General features: G+C 32.6%; 9 protein-coding genes and 1 tRNA gene. 6 read left to right on the top strand and 4 right to left on the bottom strand.

Annotation, left to right across the window (positions count from 1 at the left end):
• Positions 1-66: 66 nt before the first annotated feature.
• The 4 genes from nspC to E5331_RS19545 form a co-directional block, all read right to left on the bottom strand.
• Positions 67-1,209, bottom strand: a complete 1,143-nt coding sequence (nspC, locus tag E5331_RS19560; protein ID WP_123481368.1) for a carboxynorspermidine decarboxylase — start codon at positions 1,207-1,209, stop codon at positions 67-69.
• A 135-nt stretch (positions 1,210-1,344) separates the two neighbouring features.
• Positions 1,345-3,657: an ATP-dependent helicase gene (locus tag E5331_RS19555; RefSeq protein WP_123481367.1), complete on the bottom strand. Its 2,313-nt coding sequence runs from the start codon at positions 3,655-3,657 to the stop codon at positions 1,345-1,347.
• 8 nt (positions 3,658-3,665) lie between these two features.
• Positions 3,666-4,163, bottom strand: a complete 498-nt coding sequence (locus tag E5331_RS19550) for a type I restriction enzyme HsdR N-terminal domain-containing protein (protein WP_275441318.1) — start codon at positions 4,161-4,163, stop codon at positions 3,666-3,668.
• Positions 4,164-4,176: 13 nt separating this feature from the next.
• Positions 4,177-4,992, bottom strand: coding sequence for a S1/P1 nuclease (locus E5331_RS19545; RefSeq protein WP_123481366.1), 816 nt, complete (start codon positions 4,990-4,992; stop codon positions 4,177-4,179).
• A 331-nt stretch (positions 4,993-5,323) separates the two neighbouring features.
• On the opposite strand from E5331_RS19545, the gene E5331_RS19540 reads away from it, so the two are divergent.
• The 6 genes from E5331_RS19540 to E5331_RS19515 all read left to right on the top strand — a co-directional run bounded on the left by E5331_RS19540 (position 5,324) and on the right by E5331_RS19515 (position 17,823).
• Positions 5,324-6,571, top strand: a complete 1,248-nt coding sequence (locus E5331_RS19540) for a GNAT family N-acetyltransferase (RefSeq protein WP_123481365.1) — start codon at positions 5,324-5,326, stop codon at positions 6,569-6,571.
• Positions 6,572-7,428: 857 nt separating this feature from the next.
• Positions 7,429-8,013 (top strand): helix-turn-helix domain-containing protein, encoded by a 585-nt coding sequence (locus E5331_RS19535; RefSeq protein ID WP_123481364.1) that lies wholly within the window; start codon positions 7,429-7,431, stop codon positions 8,011-8,013.
• Between the two features lie 657 nt (positions 8,014-8,670).
• Positions 8,671-9,918: a T9SS type B sorting domain-containing protein gene (locus E5331_RS19530; RefSeq protein ID WP_168355318.1), complete on the top strand. Its 1,248-nt coding sequence runs from the start codon at positions 8,671-8,673 to the stop codon at positions 9,916-9,918.
• 65 nt (positions 9,919-9,983) lie between these two features.
• The gene (uvrA, locus tag E5331_RS19525) at positions 9,984-12,812 is read left to right on the top strand and encodes an excinuclease ABC subunit UvrA (RefSeq protein ID WP_123481362.1); all 2,829 of its coding nucleotides are present in this window, start codon (positions 9,984-9,986) and stop codon (positions 12,810-12,812) included.
• A gap of 494 nt (positions 12,813-13,306) precedes the next feature.
• Entirely contained in the window at positions 13,307-17,395 is a 4,089-nt protein-coding gene (locus tag E5331_RS19520; protein WP_168355317.1) for an AlbA family DNA-binding domain-containing protein, read from the top strand.
• A 357-nt stretch (positions 17,396-17,752) separates the two neighbouring features.
• Positions 17,753-17,823, top strand: a tRNA-Gln gene (locus tag E5331_RS19515).
• Positions 17,824-17,826: the final 3 nt, after the last annotated feature.

Here is a 17,826-nt window from a genome sequence, read left to right as displayed (position 1 = left end):
TCTCTAATTATCAATGATATTTATTTTTAACCCTCAAAAAGTGACGAAGTCAGGAGAGAATATTATTTAATCCATACGTGACTTATAGTCCTCATACGAAAATTCCCTGAGACAAACCGGTTCTCCTGAAATAGGTTGGAGCCATATTGATGGATGCTGTATACCATTAAACATATTTGTCTTTACCGTTGTATAATGGTTCATATCCAACAATGTCAGGCGATCTCCACAAGCAAGCGGATTCTTGAATTTCCAATCTCCTACAAAATCCCCACTTAAACAAGAATTTCCACCAAGACGATATGATATGCCATCAGAATTATCATCTAAAGCCTCTTCAATATTAGGTTTATAAGGCATCTCCAAGCAATCCGGCATGTGACATGCAAATGATGCATCAATTATAGCGGTCTTTATTCCACTATCTTCTACCACATCTAAGACTTCTGTCACCAAGTCACCTGTTTGCCAAGTGAACGCGCTCCCTGGTTCCATTATCAGACTCAGATTAGGATATTCTTTATGGAGATCATTTAATAAAGAAATCAAATGTTCCACATCATAATCCTTTCTTGTCATCAAATGCCCCCCACCCATATTTAGCCACTTCAGCTTTGGGAGCCATTTACCAAAGTCTCTTTTTAACGCAATCAGAACTTTCTCCAAGTCATAGCTTGAAGATTCACATAATGCATGGAAATGAAAGCCTTCCAGACCTTCTGGAAGATCCTCCGGTAAATCTTTTGCATTTATCCCAAATCGACTTCCAGGAACACATGGATTATATATATCCGTATCAATAACACTACAATGAGGATTAACTCTGATTCCACACGTCACCAGATTATCTTCTCTTCCGGCATTATAATCCTTAACCTTAGGATAATATTTTTTGAACTGGCTCAATGAATTGAAAGTAATATGCGAGCTGCCTTGTAAGAATTTCGGGAACGAATCATCTGTATAAACAGGGCAATATGCATGGACATCATTGCCAAGGCAATCAAGCGATAGCTGCATTTCATTTACAGAACTTGCTGTTGAAGAATCAACATACTCTGCAATGATTGGGAATGTTTTCCATAATGCATTTGCTTTAAACGCCATTATTATCTTGACATCCGCTTCCTCACTTACACGTTTAATCAGAGAAAGGTTTTTTCTAAGACGCTCTTCATATACTATATAATATGGAGTCTTTATTGTCATATTACAAATTATTATCTTATAAGTTATACATCAATGATCTAAAATGAACTATACCACAATAAATATTTACAGCTCAAAGTTTTAAGATATAATAACATTAAATTACCATATCTTTAAAATTTCCACAAATAACAATTATAGTATTTTGAATTTCACAAATTTCAACAATAAATTTTTAATTCCAATTACGCCAAAATCAACCGTAATCATATCTTCTCCTGAAAGAGAATCAATTTTAACTATTTTGCCGGCGCCGAACCGATCATGAAGAATTGACATCCCTATCGATAACTCTTGAGCAATATGTTGCGGAATAACGTTTAATGTCGGATTTTTACTGTTATTCTTAGGTATCGGGATTTTTGATAGACCGAGAGACGGCTTTGATGCATATCCACTTCTTGATGTATTATATCTGAGAAGAGGATTCTCAAATTTAGAATTATCCATAGATACATTTTTTGAGACTTGAATATGTATAAAGCGTCTGTCAATATCTCCTAAGAATCTGGAAGGGCTTGTCATTACAGTCTGTCCATTGCGAAACCTACTTCCCGCATAAGTAAGAACACACGATTCTTTCGCTCGAGTTATCGCCACATATAGTAGACGTCTTTCCTCTTCAATCTGAGAAAATGAATCCAAGCTCATTGAAGATGGGAACAAATCTTCTTCCACACCAACAACATAAACATGTTTAAACTCCAATCCTTTTGCTGAATGTACTGTCATCAAAGATATTTTAGGCAGGTCATCAGTATCATTTTCATCTTGATCCGTAGCCAACATAACCTCAGATAAAAATGTCTTCATATCTGTTTCCCCACCACCTGTCTGTTCTCTTAAATCAACAAATTCCTTAAGTCCGGATAGGATCTCCTTTAAATTTTCCTGCTTACTGATACTCTCAGGCGTTGAATCATGCGCAATAAGTGTCAATATTCCCGTGCGATTATATATCAATTGCCCAAGAGCATAAGCATTCGAACCAGATATATTGTCATCAATAAATTCTTGAATCAGATCTTTAAAACTATTCAATTTGGCAATAATTCCGGAATTCAATCCGATATTTTTTAGATCAGAAGAAGTAATCACTTGCCATAGGCTTTTAGTCTCTGAAGATGCTGCAGAATACAATTTCTTTAAGGTGGTCTCACCAATTCCTCTCGTTGGATAATTGATTATTCGGCGCAAAGCTTCGTCATCGTCAGGATTAACACTCAGACGAAAATAGGCAATCATATCTTTGACCTCCTTTCGCTGATAAAATGACAGCCCTCCATATATCCGATATGGCATATTCCTCTTTCTTAAAGATTCTTCTAAAATCCTTGATTGAGCATTTGTTCGATACAATATTGCATATTCATCATAGGAATCATGATGGGTAAGTTTCGATTGATTTATCATATTCGCAACCATGAACGCCTCCTCCATATCACTATAAGTCCTGACAACATTGATCAACTCTCCAGGCTCATTCTCACTATAAACATGTTTCTTCATCTGACGCATATTTTTATCAATCAGACTTTCCGCTGCATTTATAATATTCTGAGTGGATCGATAATTCCTCTCCAACTTAAAAATCTTTAATTTGGGATACCTATTTTCTAAATAAAGTATATTATTTATATCTGCCCCTCTGAAGGAGTATATACTTTGTGCATCATCTCCGACTACACATAAATTTTGCCTATCGCCAACAAGTTGCGATACTATCAGATGTTGAGAAAAGTTAGTATCTTGATATTCATCAACAAGTACATACTTAAAAAATTCTTGATAATGTCTACACACATCCGGATAATCCCTCATAAGAATATTCATATACACAAGAATATCATCAAAGTCCATTGCATTTGCAAGTTTACATCTTTCTTGGTATATTTTATATATCTGTCCAATTAAAGGACGCCTTGATTTTTTATCATTCTCATAATTATCTCTATCAAGTAGATATTCTGTCGGGGTAATCATAGCATTCTTTGCATTAGAAATCACTGATGCTAAAACAGAAGGTTTATATATTTTCTCATCCAGTGCGAGGTCTTTTACTATCATTTTAAGTAAAGATTTCGAATCAGCTGAATCATATATTGTAAAGCCTGGAGTAAAACCGATTTCTTCAGAATGACGACGAAGAATTCTGAGAAAAATAGAGTGGAATGTTCCCATCCATAATTTTGATGCAACTTTATCCCCCAATATGGCTGTGATCCGTTCTTTCATCTCACGTGCAGCCTTATTCGTAAAAGTCAAGGCCATTATCCGATATGGCTCATAACCACAACTTATAAGATTGACTATTTTATATGTCAGAACCCTTGTTTTACCAGATCCGGCTCCGGCAATAACCAAAGCCGGTCCTTCATTATATAAAACTGCCGCACGCTGCTGAGGATTTAGTAGATCCAGATAATTATAATTTGGCTCTTGTCCCATCGTAAAGATTATTTGATAGAGATATTTTTAATTTCATTATAAGTAGGAATGTCTCTCATGAATCTATATGAACCGTTAACATAATCAATCTCACAACAGTAATGATTTATTCCATTTGATACAGCAAGAAATCTTGCTTTAAGAGTCATGTTATATCTTACAATCTGATCAAATACACATTGAGAGATTTCTATATCCGGTGCCTTATATTCAACTATCATAAGAGGAGAACCATCTGTCATAAATATTATGGTATCACACCTTTTTTTTGTGCCATTTAAAACTATACCAACTTCATTTGAAACAATTGATGAAGGATAATTCTTGTATTTTATCAACCAATCAACAAAATGCTGCCTAACATATTCTTCCGGCGTAAGCGTAACATATTTTTTTCGTAACCTATCATATACCTTAATATGATTATCTCCCCGACAAAGCCGGAGCTCAGTCGGGGGGAGATTTAGAGATGGAAATTGCTTCCCTATTAAATTTATATTTGTCAATTAAATCAGATTATTATTTGGTTACTATTGTATTTTTCCCAGAATATACAGGATCAAAAATACTATTCAACAGATCCGCCAAGCGTAATCCGCCTCTCAAGAATTGCTTCTCAACAATCGGAGTCCATTCAGCAATATAATCATAGCTTATTTTAGTACCTTCCGGCGTATTATTATAGACATCTTTTCCTATTTCAAACGTCTCTGACGCCCAACCCTCAGGCGTAGTTACATCTAATATGTCTAACGTCATTTCTGGTGTGGCCCTATCAATTTGATTTTGCCATTCAGTATAACTCCATTTATGAGCAGATTCCGGGAGTGAACTATCCCAAACTGAATGGAGATTTGTATCTTTCCCAAAATATTTTACAAGCCATCTATTTCCACCAAGATCTGAAGCATGACCAAGATGCATCGGCTGATGTATATCACCCAATAAATGAATCAATATTTTTAATGCTAACTGCTTATTTTCCCGAGATGCATTTGAATCTTTAAGAACATCTACTTGCATGTATATTGCTCTGACAATATCTCCATCTTCATGAAGAGGAGCACTATCAAAAGTTTGATCTGCATCAATATTTTTATAATGCCACGTTTTAGAATATGCATATTCCGGTGTATGAGAAGCATTATCAAGCCAATTGGCATAATATACCGGAGATTTTCCATCCAACAGATCCATCACCTTATCCAATGTAGTAGGTGTCAAATGACATTCAGCTATAAATGCAGTTGTGTCATGACCCTTCTGTCCCCATCCAAAAGAAGAGATAGATGAAAGGCAGAGTAAGCCAGAGGTTAATATATTTCTTGTTATCATAATAATTTAATTTTTATAATACAAAATTAATCAAAACTATTGAAATTCGCAAACTAATATCTAAAACTATATATGGATACATTAAACATCTTTTAATCCTTATTGTTATTATTTATGATATATCTTCATAAAATTATTTTAATCTGATATGAATAAATATTCCGGCATAATTGATTATACGATGAGCTATAATCATACAAATACTCTATTAGATATAATAATCTTATTCTTAAAAATATTAGATTGAATATAAGAATTCAAATCTTATATTCATCTATATTTATTATTAAAACATACCCACACATTTTTTTAATTTCAGAATAATATAATCATGACCGATCTACAAATAAAAAAGCAAATGATGAATTTATGGAAAATAAATTTTCAGGATTCATCGGATTATATATCTTTAATCTTTGATAATTATTTCAATAAAAAATTTATAGAATGGCATGAAATAAATGGAGAAATTATATCCGCCCTATTAGGAATTCCATATAATTTTGTATGGGGGAAATACAAGATGAAAGGTCTATATCTATGCGGACTTTCCACAAATAAGAAATATAGGAATACAGGCATTATGAAAACACTGATTAGCAGAATAAATATTAAGGCAAAAAAATTAGGATTTGCATTTACTTTTCTGATTCCGGCAAATGAAAATCTATTTAAATATTATACCAATAATCTATATAATACATCATTCTACAGAGCTAAATTAGAATATCTATTTACATCTAATTTTAATCTTATATCCCTTAATAAAATATACAATAGCTTAGATAATTACATAGGAAATCTTCAACAGAGATACCAATTGATTAATGTCGTTAAATATGACTCATCTAATGAAAAAATTAGACAATATATAATTGACAAAATTGTAAATATTGAACAACATATATCTACATATATTTCAATTCTACATTCCCCAAAAGATATAGGTATTATTATTGATGAAAATAAAATATCCAATGGTGAAATATTTATTTCATATATTAATGAAGATGTTTTAACAGGCATAGCTTTTATATCTATTGATCCTAATAAAAATATCGTAATTAATAAAATATATTACGATGATATACCGTCTTTTTATAAATTGCTCAATCATATAAAATCCAAATATCATAATTCAAAAATCACTTTATTTCTGTATCCGGAAGAATCTTGTGTAAATAATGTTTTTGAACCAAATAATAATACTTTAGATCCAGAAAATAAATTATCAAAAGCAGCTGGCATCATAATCCAATTTAAAAAGCAACTTACAAAGTACGGAATGATTCGGGTTCTTGATGTCTCTCAGATTTTAAAATTTATGACGGGTTATAGAGATGATCTGAAATTATCAATTCTCATAAAAGATCAAATTGGAATAACAAAATATGAGATATCGTATGGTAAGCTATTCATTAACCATAATATTAGATCTGACCAGATTATATCCAACAGAAATAAGGTGGTAAGTATTCCACAATTATCAGAATTGATATTTAGGGAAGAAGAGTCGAACGTCCCGGATAAAATCAATATCCCAAGATTACCAATTAATATGTCTTTATTACTTGATTAGCAATCTTAATATTTTAACAATATAATTTGAATGCAGGCAATAACTTCAACGAAGCCATTGTCTGCATATTTTATTAATCAGATATAATAACGCAATCTCATCGTGGAAAATCTAAAACAAGATCATGTACATAGAATTTTAAATTCACATTATTGCACTGATTGCCATAAAAATAAATACTTCATATACCAATTTAACGCCAATGAGATTCAAATAAAATATGCTTCCATAGTATTTGTACGAAAATTTTACAATTTTTTCGTGTTCATATTCTATATTCCAATCATAGGGAGTCTACTGATAATTCAAATTGGTCAATATGGCAATTATCTTCGTTTGAGTGGGGTAGGGGAGTGGTATGATTTACGATTCAATAACAACAATTGCAAATTTACAAAAATTACAATCATTATTTGTTACAACAAAATAACAAATAACAATCACAATTAACAATACACAGATACACCATTCACAAATAACAACAAATATAACATTTACAAATTTAATTTACATAAGCAATATATATTTATTTAACACATATTCACATTAATATTATATCAATATATATCAATAAATTACAAAATATATCTAATACTACAATCAATATAATATACAAATATTAAAGAGAAACAACACATGGCATATAAAAACAATGCAATATATCCATAAGATTAAATAAATAACACTTAAACAATACAGTAAAGATATAAATTATATATCCTATTCATCAAAATAATTAACATTTAAACAAACGCATAAAATGCAATTGCAAACAACAGTGTTAACGAATTTATATTTGCAATTCTAAAAAAATATCATTAAATTTGCAAATAAATATTTCATAAATGTAAACAATCATGTCTGATCAAAATATTGCACTTCGTCTAAAACTCCTTATCGAAAATTTAAGAATCTCAAATTCTCAATTTGCAGATGAGTGTAATATATCTCGTCCTACACTATCACAATTACTAACAGGGAGAAATAAGAAGGTAAGTGATGTAATTATAGCACAGATTCACAATACATATCCAAATCTATCAATATTATGGCTAATGTTTGGAGAAGGCTGTATGTGGAATAGTGATTCATCTAATCGCAATACCCCTAATGAAGAAGATGATCAGAACAAGCAAATTTATTGTCAGAACTATACAGATCCAATAAATATATGCAATAATGACAACATCGGCATATCGGATAATTCTGAGATTATAGAAAATCAAACAATACAAGACATATCTGGAAAATGCAAAGAACTCTCCACAAATACAGATCATGCTGTAATCCAAGACGTCGTAAATGATGATGTTATAGCTCAAATAAAAAACTCTGTCCTATTATCAGATTTGGCGAAGAATACAAAGAAAACAAGAAAAGTTACTCAAATCACAATATACTATGATGACTCTACCTTTGAAACCTTCTATCCTGAGAAGTGACATTATCTTCTAAAACCATATAAGTTCCAATAATAACTTATATTTAGGCTGTCCATTAATACAATCCAAACACCCCCCATATTTACAATTCAGATTAAAGAGAAATGTGATTTGAGAGAGAGGTCTTAGTACTAATCAAAAAAAATCAAGAAAGATTATAATCAAAATCCCCGAAAATTTTAAGAAATCCAATCACTCCCACAACTATTATCTAAAAATTCTAAGGAAATCCCCCTTAATTTTAACAGAATATATTCCAAAATGTAGATAATAAGAGGTTTACCTCCTAAATAAAAACTATAAATTATTTCATGATTTAGATAAAATATCTCAAATTTTAATATTCTATGATAAAATCCTCTAAAAAATCATGAATACATGGGGAATGAACTGATATAAATATCACCTTTTGGCAATTTTTAATTTTATCAGTCGTTTAAATATATAAGGTAAGTAATGGCAAACTTTGATTTACATTTCTGCTTTGATGTATACCATTCCCAAATTCTCAATATTTAAATAAATTATTGAGAGAACACAAAGGCTATATTTATTATGCACTCACGCACACATAATCTTAAAATAATCTTTGGATGTATCCTATTTTCGTTCAACGCAGCGGCATATAATATATCCTTTGATAATTGCAATAAAAAAGTGATATCCATTTCTCCAGATAAATCAACCGGAATTGATAAGATATATGTTTTAAGCAACATTTCCGATGAAGTATCCATGACCTTTGAATCAGAGGCGATATCTCCTGTCGAATGGTATTCTTATTCTAATCTTGGAGGAGCCTACGCTCAACAGTTAAAAAATATACATATTGATGGTAAAAAATCTACGCTACATAATGTAGTTCCTGACATGGGGTATATCATTAATGATGGCAATAAAAACTACATATTCTGGATAATTGATTATAGCAAATATACTATTGACATAAGTAATATCATTCTGTCGGAAAATCAAGAATGTAATACAACAATATTAGATATTGAAGGGGATGCTCCTGCCATTTATTATTATACTATAAATGGCAAACGAGAAACATTAGACAGAGGTATTGAGTGCTCATATAATAATTTAGAATGGGATAATGAAAATATGCGATATAATCAACGTATTATAACAAAACAACTCCCCTATATAAATCATTTAATATTACTCTCTCCTCCAATATATTGTTCAACTACATACAGAATTTCCGGAGATACGTTTCTCAAAGAATGGGGAGAAGAGTATCATTTTGAAAGTATGCCATATTCTCCGTATTCAATCGACATCAGAACATTTGCAGAACAAAATACAGATGACGACAAAATTGGAAATCTAATTAAAGAAGAAGGAGGGAATCTTGGCGGCTCAGCTCCATGCGAAATTGAATTTATGTCTTACGTCAGTGATGCAGTCAGACATATAGAATGGCAAATGGCAACAGATCCTGATTTTAATGATATAAAATATCGCATAACTGAGCCGGATCTCACCTACACATTTATGGATGATGGTACTACTTACATTCGATGTATCGCAAGTAATGCAGATGGAAGTTGCGAGTCATTTGGTAATACTTATACAGTGGAAATTGGTTCATCTGAATTGAAGATTCCAAATATCTTTACGCCTGATGGAGATGGGGTGAATGATGTCTGGAAAGTAAGTTATCGCTCTTTAATTGACTTCAAGTGTTGGATATACGATAGATATGGTCATGAAATATTCTATTTTGAAAATCCAGCAGATGGATGGGATGGAAAGTATAATGGTAAATATCTCGGATCCGGTGTATTTTTCTACGTTGTAACTGCAACGGGAGCTGACGGAAAGAATTATAAAAAAAGTGGCGACATAAATATAATAACACATCAAACCAATTCTACTAAACCTATCATACCATAATAGTAGTAATGGTAACATATTCTAAAATCCAAATAATCTAAATTCATATATAATAAAAATCGACAATGAATAATATTACAGCGACAGATTCTCTTGAGGTTTATGGCGCAAGAGTTCACAATCTAAAAAACATTGATGTCACAATCCCACATAATTCCTTATGCGTTATAACTGGATTAAGTGGATGTGGAAAATCATCATTAGCTTTTGATACAATATTTGCAGAAGGACAGAGACGCTATATCGAGACATTTTCCTCGTATGCACGTAATATGCTCGGCTCATTAGAACGTCCGGATGTCGACAAAATTACAGGACTCAATCCGGTAATTAGTATTGAACAAAAGACCGTAAATAAAAATCCACGTAGTACAATAGGTACAACAACAGAGATATATGACTTCTTTCGTCTACTTTTTGCCCGTTTAGGCGAAGCAAGAAGTTATATTTCAGGCAAACCTATGGTTAAGTATTCTAAAGATAAAATTGTATCATTACTATTAGATAATTATGATGATAGAAAAATTCAGATTTTAGCACCAATAGTAAAAAATAGAAAAGGCCATTACAAAGAATTATTTGAAACATTAAGGAAGAAAGGATATCTTTATGTCAGGATAGACGGAACCATAAAAGAATTATCTTATGGAATGAAGCTTGATCGATATAAAAACCATTCAATTGAAATAGTAATTGATCGTCTACGTTTAAAGACAAATAACATTCAGCGTCTACGCGCATCCATAGATGAAGCATTAAAGCAAGGTGATAAAGAATTAATGATACTTGACATGGATAGCAATACCGTGCGATATTACAGTCAACTTTTAATGGATTCTGAAAATGGACTATCATATCCGGAGGCTGCCCCTCATAATTTCTCATTTAATTCTCCACATGGATATTGCCCAAAATGTAGGGGGCTTGGAGTAATAAATATTATTGATGAGAATAAAATAATTCCTAATAAGAATTTATCCATTTATGATGGAGCAATTACACCTCTTGGGAAATATAAAAATTCACTTATATTTTGGCAATTGGAAGCAATATGCAGACTATATGATTCTAACATAAAGACTCCTTGGATAGATCTTCCTGAAGACGCAAAAAATGATATTCTGAATGGAACCGATCATAAACTTGATATTCAGAATGCGACGTTATCCACATCATACTATGCAGATTCTTACGAAGGCCTAATAAAGTTTATCGAAGCAATAGCACTTGATGAGCAAACCGGAAATACAAATAAATTAGAAGCTCAATTTTTTTCTAAGAAAATTTGCCCTGAATGCAAAGGGGATAGGTTAAACAAAATTGCACTTCATTACTATATTGATAATAAAAGTATCGGAGATGTTGCAAGAATGGATATTTCCGAGCTTTATGAATGGACAAAAGATCTTGAAGAAAAAATAGATCCGGCAAAGAGAGTCGTTGCCATAGAGATACTAAAGGAAATAAACAGCCGTCTTAGATTTTTGCTTGATGTGGGACTTGATTATCTGTCTCTAAATCGAAGTAGCGCTTCATTAAGCGGAGGGGAAAGCCAGCGTATAAGGTTAGCAACGCAAATAGGTACCCAGTTGATTAATGTGCTATATATTCTTGACGAGCCGTCTATTGGTCTTCACCAACGAGATAATATACGTCTTATAAATAGTCTAAAACAGCTAAGAGATTCCGGAAATTCAGTTATAGTTGTCGAACATGATAAAGACATTATGACTGAAGCTGATTACATCATTGATATAGGTCCTGGAGCAGGACGACATGGAGGGAATGTTGTGTTTCAAGGGGCTGTATCCGAATTAATGAACAATCATACACTCACTGCAAGCTATTTAAATGGAGAAAGAACTATTCCGATTCCTAATAAACGACGTATTGGGAATGGTAAATTCATAGATATTTATAATGCTTCAGGACATAATCTCAAAAATGTTCATCTGCATCTTCCATTAGGATTATTTGTATGTGTCACCGGAGTTAGTGGCAGTGGTAAATCCTCTCTAATAAACGGGACTCTTCAACCGATTTTGAGTAAAAAGTTTTATCGTTCCTTAAATGAACCTTTGCCATATAAGGAAATAACAGGTATTGATAATATCGATAAAATTGTCACAGTAGATCAAACTCCATTAGGCAGATCTCCACGATCCAATCCGGCTACATATACCGGAGTATTTTCTGATATAAGGAAACTATTCGTGGATCTTCCTGATTCAAAACTCAGAGGATATAAGGCTGGTAGATTCTCGTTCAATGTTGCAGGAGGAAGATGTGAAACCTGTAAAGGTAACGGATATCGTACTATTGAGATGAATTTCTTACCGGATGTACTCGTTCCATGTGAGACATGTCATGGGAAAAGATATAACAGAGAAACATTGGAAGTTAGATTTAAAGGAAAATCCATTTCGGATGTTTTAGATATGACTGTTAATCAAGCCGTAGATTTTTTTGAGAATATTCCAAATATCCTCAAAAAAATAAAAGTCTTACAAGATGTTGGTCTTGGATATTTAAAATTAGGACAGCCTTCAAGTACACTAAGCGGAGGAGAAAATCAACGCGTAAAATTAGCGACCGAATTATCAAAGAAAGATACCGGTAAGACCCTTTTTATTCTTGATGAACCTACCACCGGATTGCATTTTGAAGATATAAGAGTGCTGTTGAAAGTTATCAACCGCTTAGTGGATAAAGGCAATACGATGATTGTAATTGAGCATAATCTCGATATTATTAAATGTGCGGACTATGTAATTGATATGGGTCCAGAAGGAGGAAGAGATGGAGGTCGTATCATAGCTTCAGGAACTCCGGAGGATATTGCCCAAACAAACACACATACCGCACAATTTTTAAAGAAAGAATTAAATATTTAAATTCATATAATAAAATCTTATACAACTCAATGGATATAAAGTCATAAATAATAAATTGACAATTTAACTATAAAAGGTTTTAAAATAACGCCGAGATTATAAATCTTAGCGTTATTTTTGTATCTATAAACAAGAGATCTTAGTTATAAAATTTAATTAAATTCTTTAGATCTATGTCTTTTTGAGGGATTTCATATATTTATATAATCTATATTATGTTAAATAGTATTTTTGAGGAATACCCTATACTTGTTTTTATTCATTGAGATTTCAATATTATAGTCTATCAGACAAATTAATGTTGGAATCTCAATATACAAATTGCAGATTAAGATTTCGATAAACGATAAATAATCTTTTCTTTTTGAAAAATTTATGTTACTTTTGTACATTGTTAGATATTCACTCGACATTTTCTTGTGAAAAAAAATTATAATGCATTCTGACAAACACGCCACATGTGGTTGTATAAAACATTAACTAAAATCAAACTCATGAGATCTACAGACATCATCCAAGGAAATACATACAATTTCGACATTGTAAAAGAATCATCAGGAAAAAAATATTATAAAGTCCGCACTGATGATAATATGGAATTTTCTATTAGAAAATTTAAATTTCAAATAAATCAACCTCTACCCGACTATATTCGCTGCTATGTCAAATCCACATACCCTATCACATTAAGACAAGACATGGCATCGATAATCAGCAGATTTTACACAGAAGGCAAAGAATATAATTTTACCATAAAATCTGTCAAATTCGATTATGATCAATATTTCGAACTTGAGGATTCAAATGGACTCTGTTTTAAATTATACAATGCGCCAAGCACATTATCTCAAGGTAATAACGTAAAATGCAGAATATTACATATTAATGGAGTCAATATATCACTAAAATATGTTGGTAAATTATCAGTTGCATTATCTTTAGATTTTTATGATCTTCCATCTTGGCTAAATATTTTAGGGATTAATCCGCACTATTACAATACTTTCCTGAATATTCTAAAAAGGATTCCACAATTCCATCATTCTCTAAGTTTACATGATATCGGAGATCCTTCTTGGATTTTAGAAATCTTGAAAAGTTCAACAACCATGATAACTGATTGGTTAATATCTTGTAAAGACAACTTGAAATCTCTTTCAAAAATTTCCAAACTAATTCAATTGGAAAAAGAGATAGCTTTATACATATTGGAAGGCTCAGACTATCTTAGGAACTGCAATCAAGATCAACGCACATTGTTACAAATAAGACTATCTAATCATATTGAATTATTTGAACAGCATCTCGAAGCGGCAGCAAAAATATTAAATCAAAATGATGAGAGCTTTATCGACAATGTATTTCTGCATCTTAAGGATGCTGGCTACCTATATAATCCGGCAAGACAATTTAAGATATTAATGACGATACTCAAGCTTCGTCCGGAATTAATCAACACTCGAATGGGTGAACTATTTGAAGCATTGCACAACTGGGACATCTCAAATTGGAAAAACGAACCATTCAGAACTGCACTTGTAGAACAACTACAAATTTTCATAACAGAAAATTCAACAAAGATTAACCAGCTCCCCGCAAACGACACAAGTGATGGAAATAAAATAATTGTACGAATAATTATAGCAATTGCCGTGCAGAGGCTTCTGGCTATTGAAGCAGATAATATTGAATCTAATCTTAATAGATCAATGTTATACCGCTACATATCTTATCTTGTTCCAGACAATATAAATATTCTTTTAAATAAAAGCATTGAGGCACTTCTCGGATTAGAAATACCAAATGAATTCGGTTGGGCGGAAACAGATTGCCCCACCCTTCTATTTCTGAAATCCTCCCATCCTTCACCAAATCTTGAAGAGAGAAAGGTAGTGTCAAAGATTTACTATTCATCAAAAGCAGAATTACATCTCAAATCCGGCAGCATACAGATTATCGCAAATAAAGCTGACGAAGAATCCACAGTAATTCCAAATGAATTATTTGATTGGCTTTCTACCAAAATATCCTTGACCGAACCTATTCCTTCAAAAAATCTTCGTAAAAGTAAAGATCTGAAAGTTTTCAAACAACTTTGGGAAGATATTTCATGGTCTATTTTTGGAGAAAATCAATCTGACACAAGAGAATACACTCCTAAAGAGAAAACCGAACCGTATGATGGAGAAGAAGTAAAGGTTATTATCGACAACGTCATTTTTCTAAATTCCGGACCGGAAAGACAACGATTACAATTTCATTGCACAATTTGCGACGACATTTATAAGGGGGATGGTTGGATGATATGCGACACTCAAAATATGATTGGTTGGCTTTCTGCCAAAGATAGACCAGGTAATTATGATGGGAGCCTTAACTTTGCTCATAATAGAGATGGACAACCTCTGATGTTTACTGCAACCGTATCCAAAAAAAATGATGTTCTGTCATTCAGTATGAAGAACCAGATTGACAATTTTCTTTTGGAAACCGCCACACCAGACAAAGACCTCATTGGCATAATCACGCATTTTGACAGGATTAATAACGTCTGGCTCTGTCTCACAGAACTTGGATCCACATTCAAGATTGAACGAGATTCATCTAATGATCATCTGTCTGAAGGGAAACTGGTAAGAGTTCGATACGTTGAACAAGATCATTCCAACACTCTCACACAATTTTTCATTGGAGAACTTTCCCCTTGTCAAGAAGATATTCCTCCGGTAATAAGGAAATCCCTTTGTCTTTATAATCTAATGCAATCATTTGGGGAAGATCCCAACAGTATTGAATCTGACGCATACGAGGTCAGAGAAATGGAAGAAGTTATGACTCGGGATGAACTCCTTGAACTGATATACATATACCAACGGAGAGCATATACTGAAACAGAATACCTAAAGGCATTCAATTTATTGGGATTTGCATCTATCTTGTGTAAATTAGCGGAAGAGCCAACATTACTTGAAGAATTAACAATGCACATGGAATTACTGCTTCTTCTGCATGACTTTGGGAAAAACCAAAAAATTTCATACTCAGATCTTGAAAAAATCAATCCTAAGATCTGTACGGTTCCAATGCTTGAACGTTTATTCTCGCGTCTTAAAATTGTTGCAGATCTTGATACCAATAAAAATTCAACCTGGTTATGGGAGGTATCTAAAAATCCACGAAACGAAACTGAGGGAAAACTCGCATCCATGGTTCTCGCGTACAATATGCTGCCGCAGGAACTGGAAAAAACGCGTCACGACATTATCAAGAACATCACAACTCTTCTTAATGTAAACAGTCTCAACCGCACTTCAAAATATTATGGGGATGAATCTCAAACTGTTGAATTTAAAAGTAGTATGATATATTCTTCTCGAAGTGGCGTTCACCCTGACACCAATGTTCAGATGCATGAGATTCTTCACATAATATGTGGATTTATGAATGCCCGGGGAGGCACACTGTATATTGGCGTAAATGATCAAGGATATGAATGTGGATTACAAGATGATCTTCAATACAGACTCAGACGAGGACAAAAAGCCACTCTTGACGCTATGGTAGTAGAACTTCAAAATAATCTTGATAGAAAAATACCTGCCCATGCGAAGGATCACTGTGAAATAAGCATTGATCCTGAAGCAAAAAAAGGAGTCATTCAAGTAAATATACGTCCCACTGAATATCCGGTAGAATTGGATGGTATAATCTATGTAAGGGCAAGCTCCACAACTAAACCAAGACTAAATGAGGAACGTACTGAATTTATAAAAAACAGGAGTCACAATTATCGTATCTTAATGAATATTGTGGAACAATCTATTGATAGCGACAATCAAGATATTGAGTCTGATAATGGAAACTTATCAACAGATAATTCAGACGAGGATATTATTTCAACTTTAGAACAACCGTCAACAAATAATATTGATGCAAAAGAGATTCCTGATAGAACTGCAAAACCACTACTCAGCAAATGCAGACAAAACATCTTACATTATTACGAGGATAATTTTGTAACTCCAAGTTATTATTTATATTTCTCTGACAATTGTTCATTCTCCCGATCTGAAGACGATCTATACTATGATGGCGACCCCCGTTGTTCTGCTGCAATTGTGGTAAAGCATCAAGAATGTGATGGTGTTCTTATTATTTGTTATAAGGATAACCACACATCCATTATACCTATGAAGACAATTTCAGAGCTTACCACAAATGAGAAACAGTATCTACGTGCCGACTCTTCAATACATAGTATAAATATCGGACAGCAAAACGATTATCTTTTATCTATAATAAAACAATATCACGGTCATAGAGAGATATTTTATCGTATTGATAAAATATCTGAAATACCAATGTCCTCAAACTTCTCTAATACCGGAGAATTGCTTTGTGAGAATGATCATGAGATTATTCTACAAGAGATAATCTCTACAGATAAAATAAATTTTTTCGATCCTGATGCGATAAACAGAGAAAAGCGTTTCTATGGTCTCTCTATCCCAAATCTAAATGGGACACTATCTGACGAAGAGCGTATAGAGCTACTTCTTAAACCTCTTATTCCTTCAGACTAATCATAATAGTTGTGTTGCTGTCCGATAAAATTTTAAAAGATATAAAAATTTTATCGGACAGCAACACAACTAAAAAGTATCATATTGAAATTGTTTAAGCTTAATTTTAATCTTTTGAAATAAGACTTCATCTAATAAAATTTTATATGATCATAAAATTTCCAGATTAATCTTTATATCGTGATTATTACCGCATTGCAATGTTTCATCATAACAATCATATATCTTGTGGCTTAAAATCCGTTAAATTTTAGCATAAAATATTTTGATAATTAAAAATAATGATGTAATTTTGCACCGTCAAAACAGAACAATCCTATAAAATTGGGAAAGAGATTCCATAATTAGGATTTATGATGCCTTGTGGTGTAATGGTAGCACACCGGATTCTGGTTCCGTTTGTGAGAGTTCGAGTCTTTCCAAGGCAACAA

This window comes from Lepagella muris (assembly GCF_004793975.1).
Classification (GTDB): domain Bacteria; phylum Bacteroidota; class Bacteroidia; order Bacteroidales; family Muribaculaceae; genus Lepagella; species Lepagella muris.
The sequence above is the reverse complement of the archived record's forward strand: the minus strand, read 5'-3'. Positions and strand labels throughout refer to the sequence as shown.

Excerpts from the sequence above, each read along its gene's own strand:
- nspC (WP_123481368.1), bottom strand. The coding sequence starts at position 1,209 with ATGACAATAAAGACTCCATATTATATAGTATATGAAGAGCGTCTTAGA.
- E5331_RS19535 (WP_123481364.1), top strand. The coding sequence starts at position 7,429 with ATGTCTGATCAAAATATTGCACTTCGTCTAAAACTCCTTATCGAAAAT.
- E5331_RS19555 (WP_123481367.1), bottom strand. The coding sequence starts at position 3,657 with ATGGGACAAGAGCCAAATTATAATTATCTGGATCTACTAAATCCTCAG.
- uvrA (WP_123481362.1), top strand. The coding sequence starts at position 9,984 with ATGAATAATATTACAGCGACAGATTCTCTTGAGGTTTATGGCGCAAGA.
- E5331_RS19540 (WP_123481365.1), top strand. The coding sequence starts at position 5,324 with ATGACCGATCTACAAATAAAAAAGCAAATGATGAATTTATGGAAAATA.
- E5331_RS19520 (WP_168355317.1), top strand. The coding sequence starts at position 13,307 with ATGAGATCTACAGACATCATCCAAGGAAATACATACAATTTCGACATT.
- E5331_RS19545 (WP_123481366.1), bottom strand. The coding sequence starts at position 4,992 with ATGATAACAAGAAATATATTAACCTCTGGCTTACTCTGCCTTTCATCT.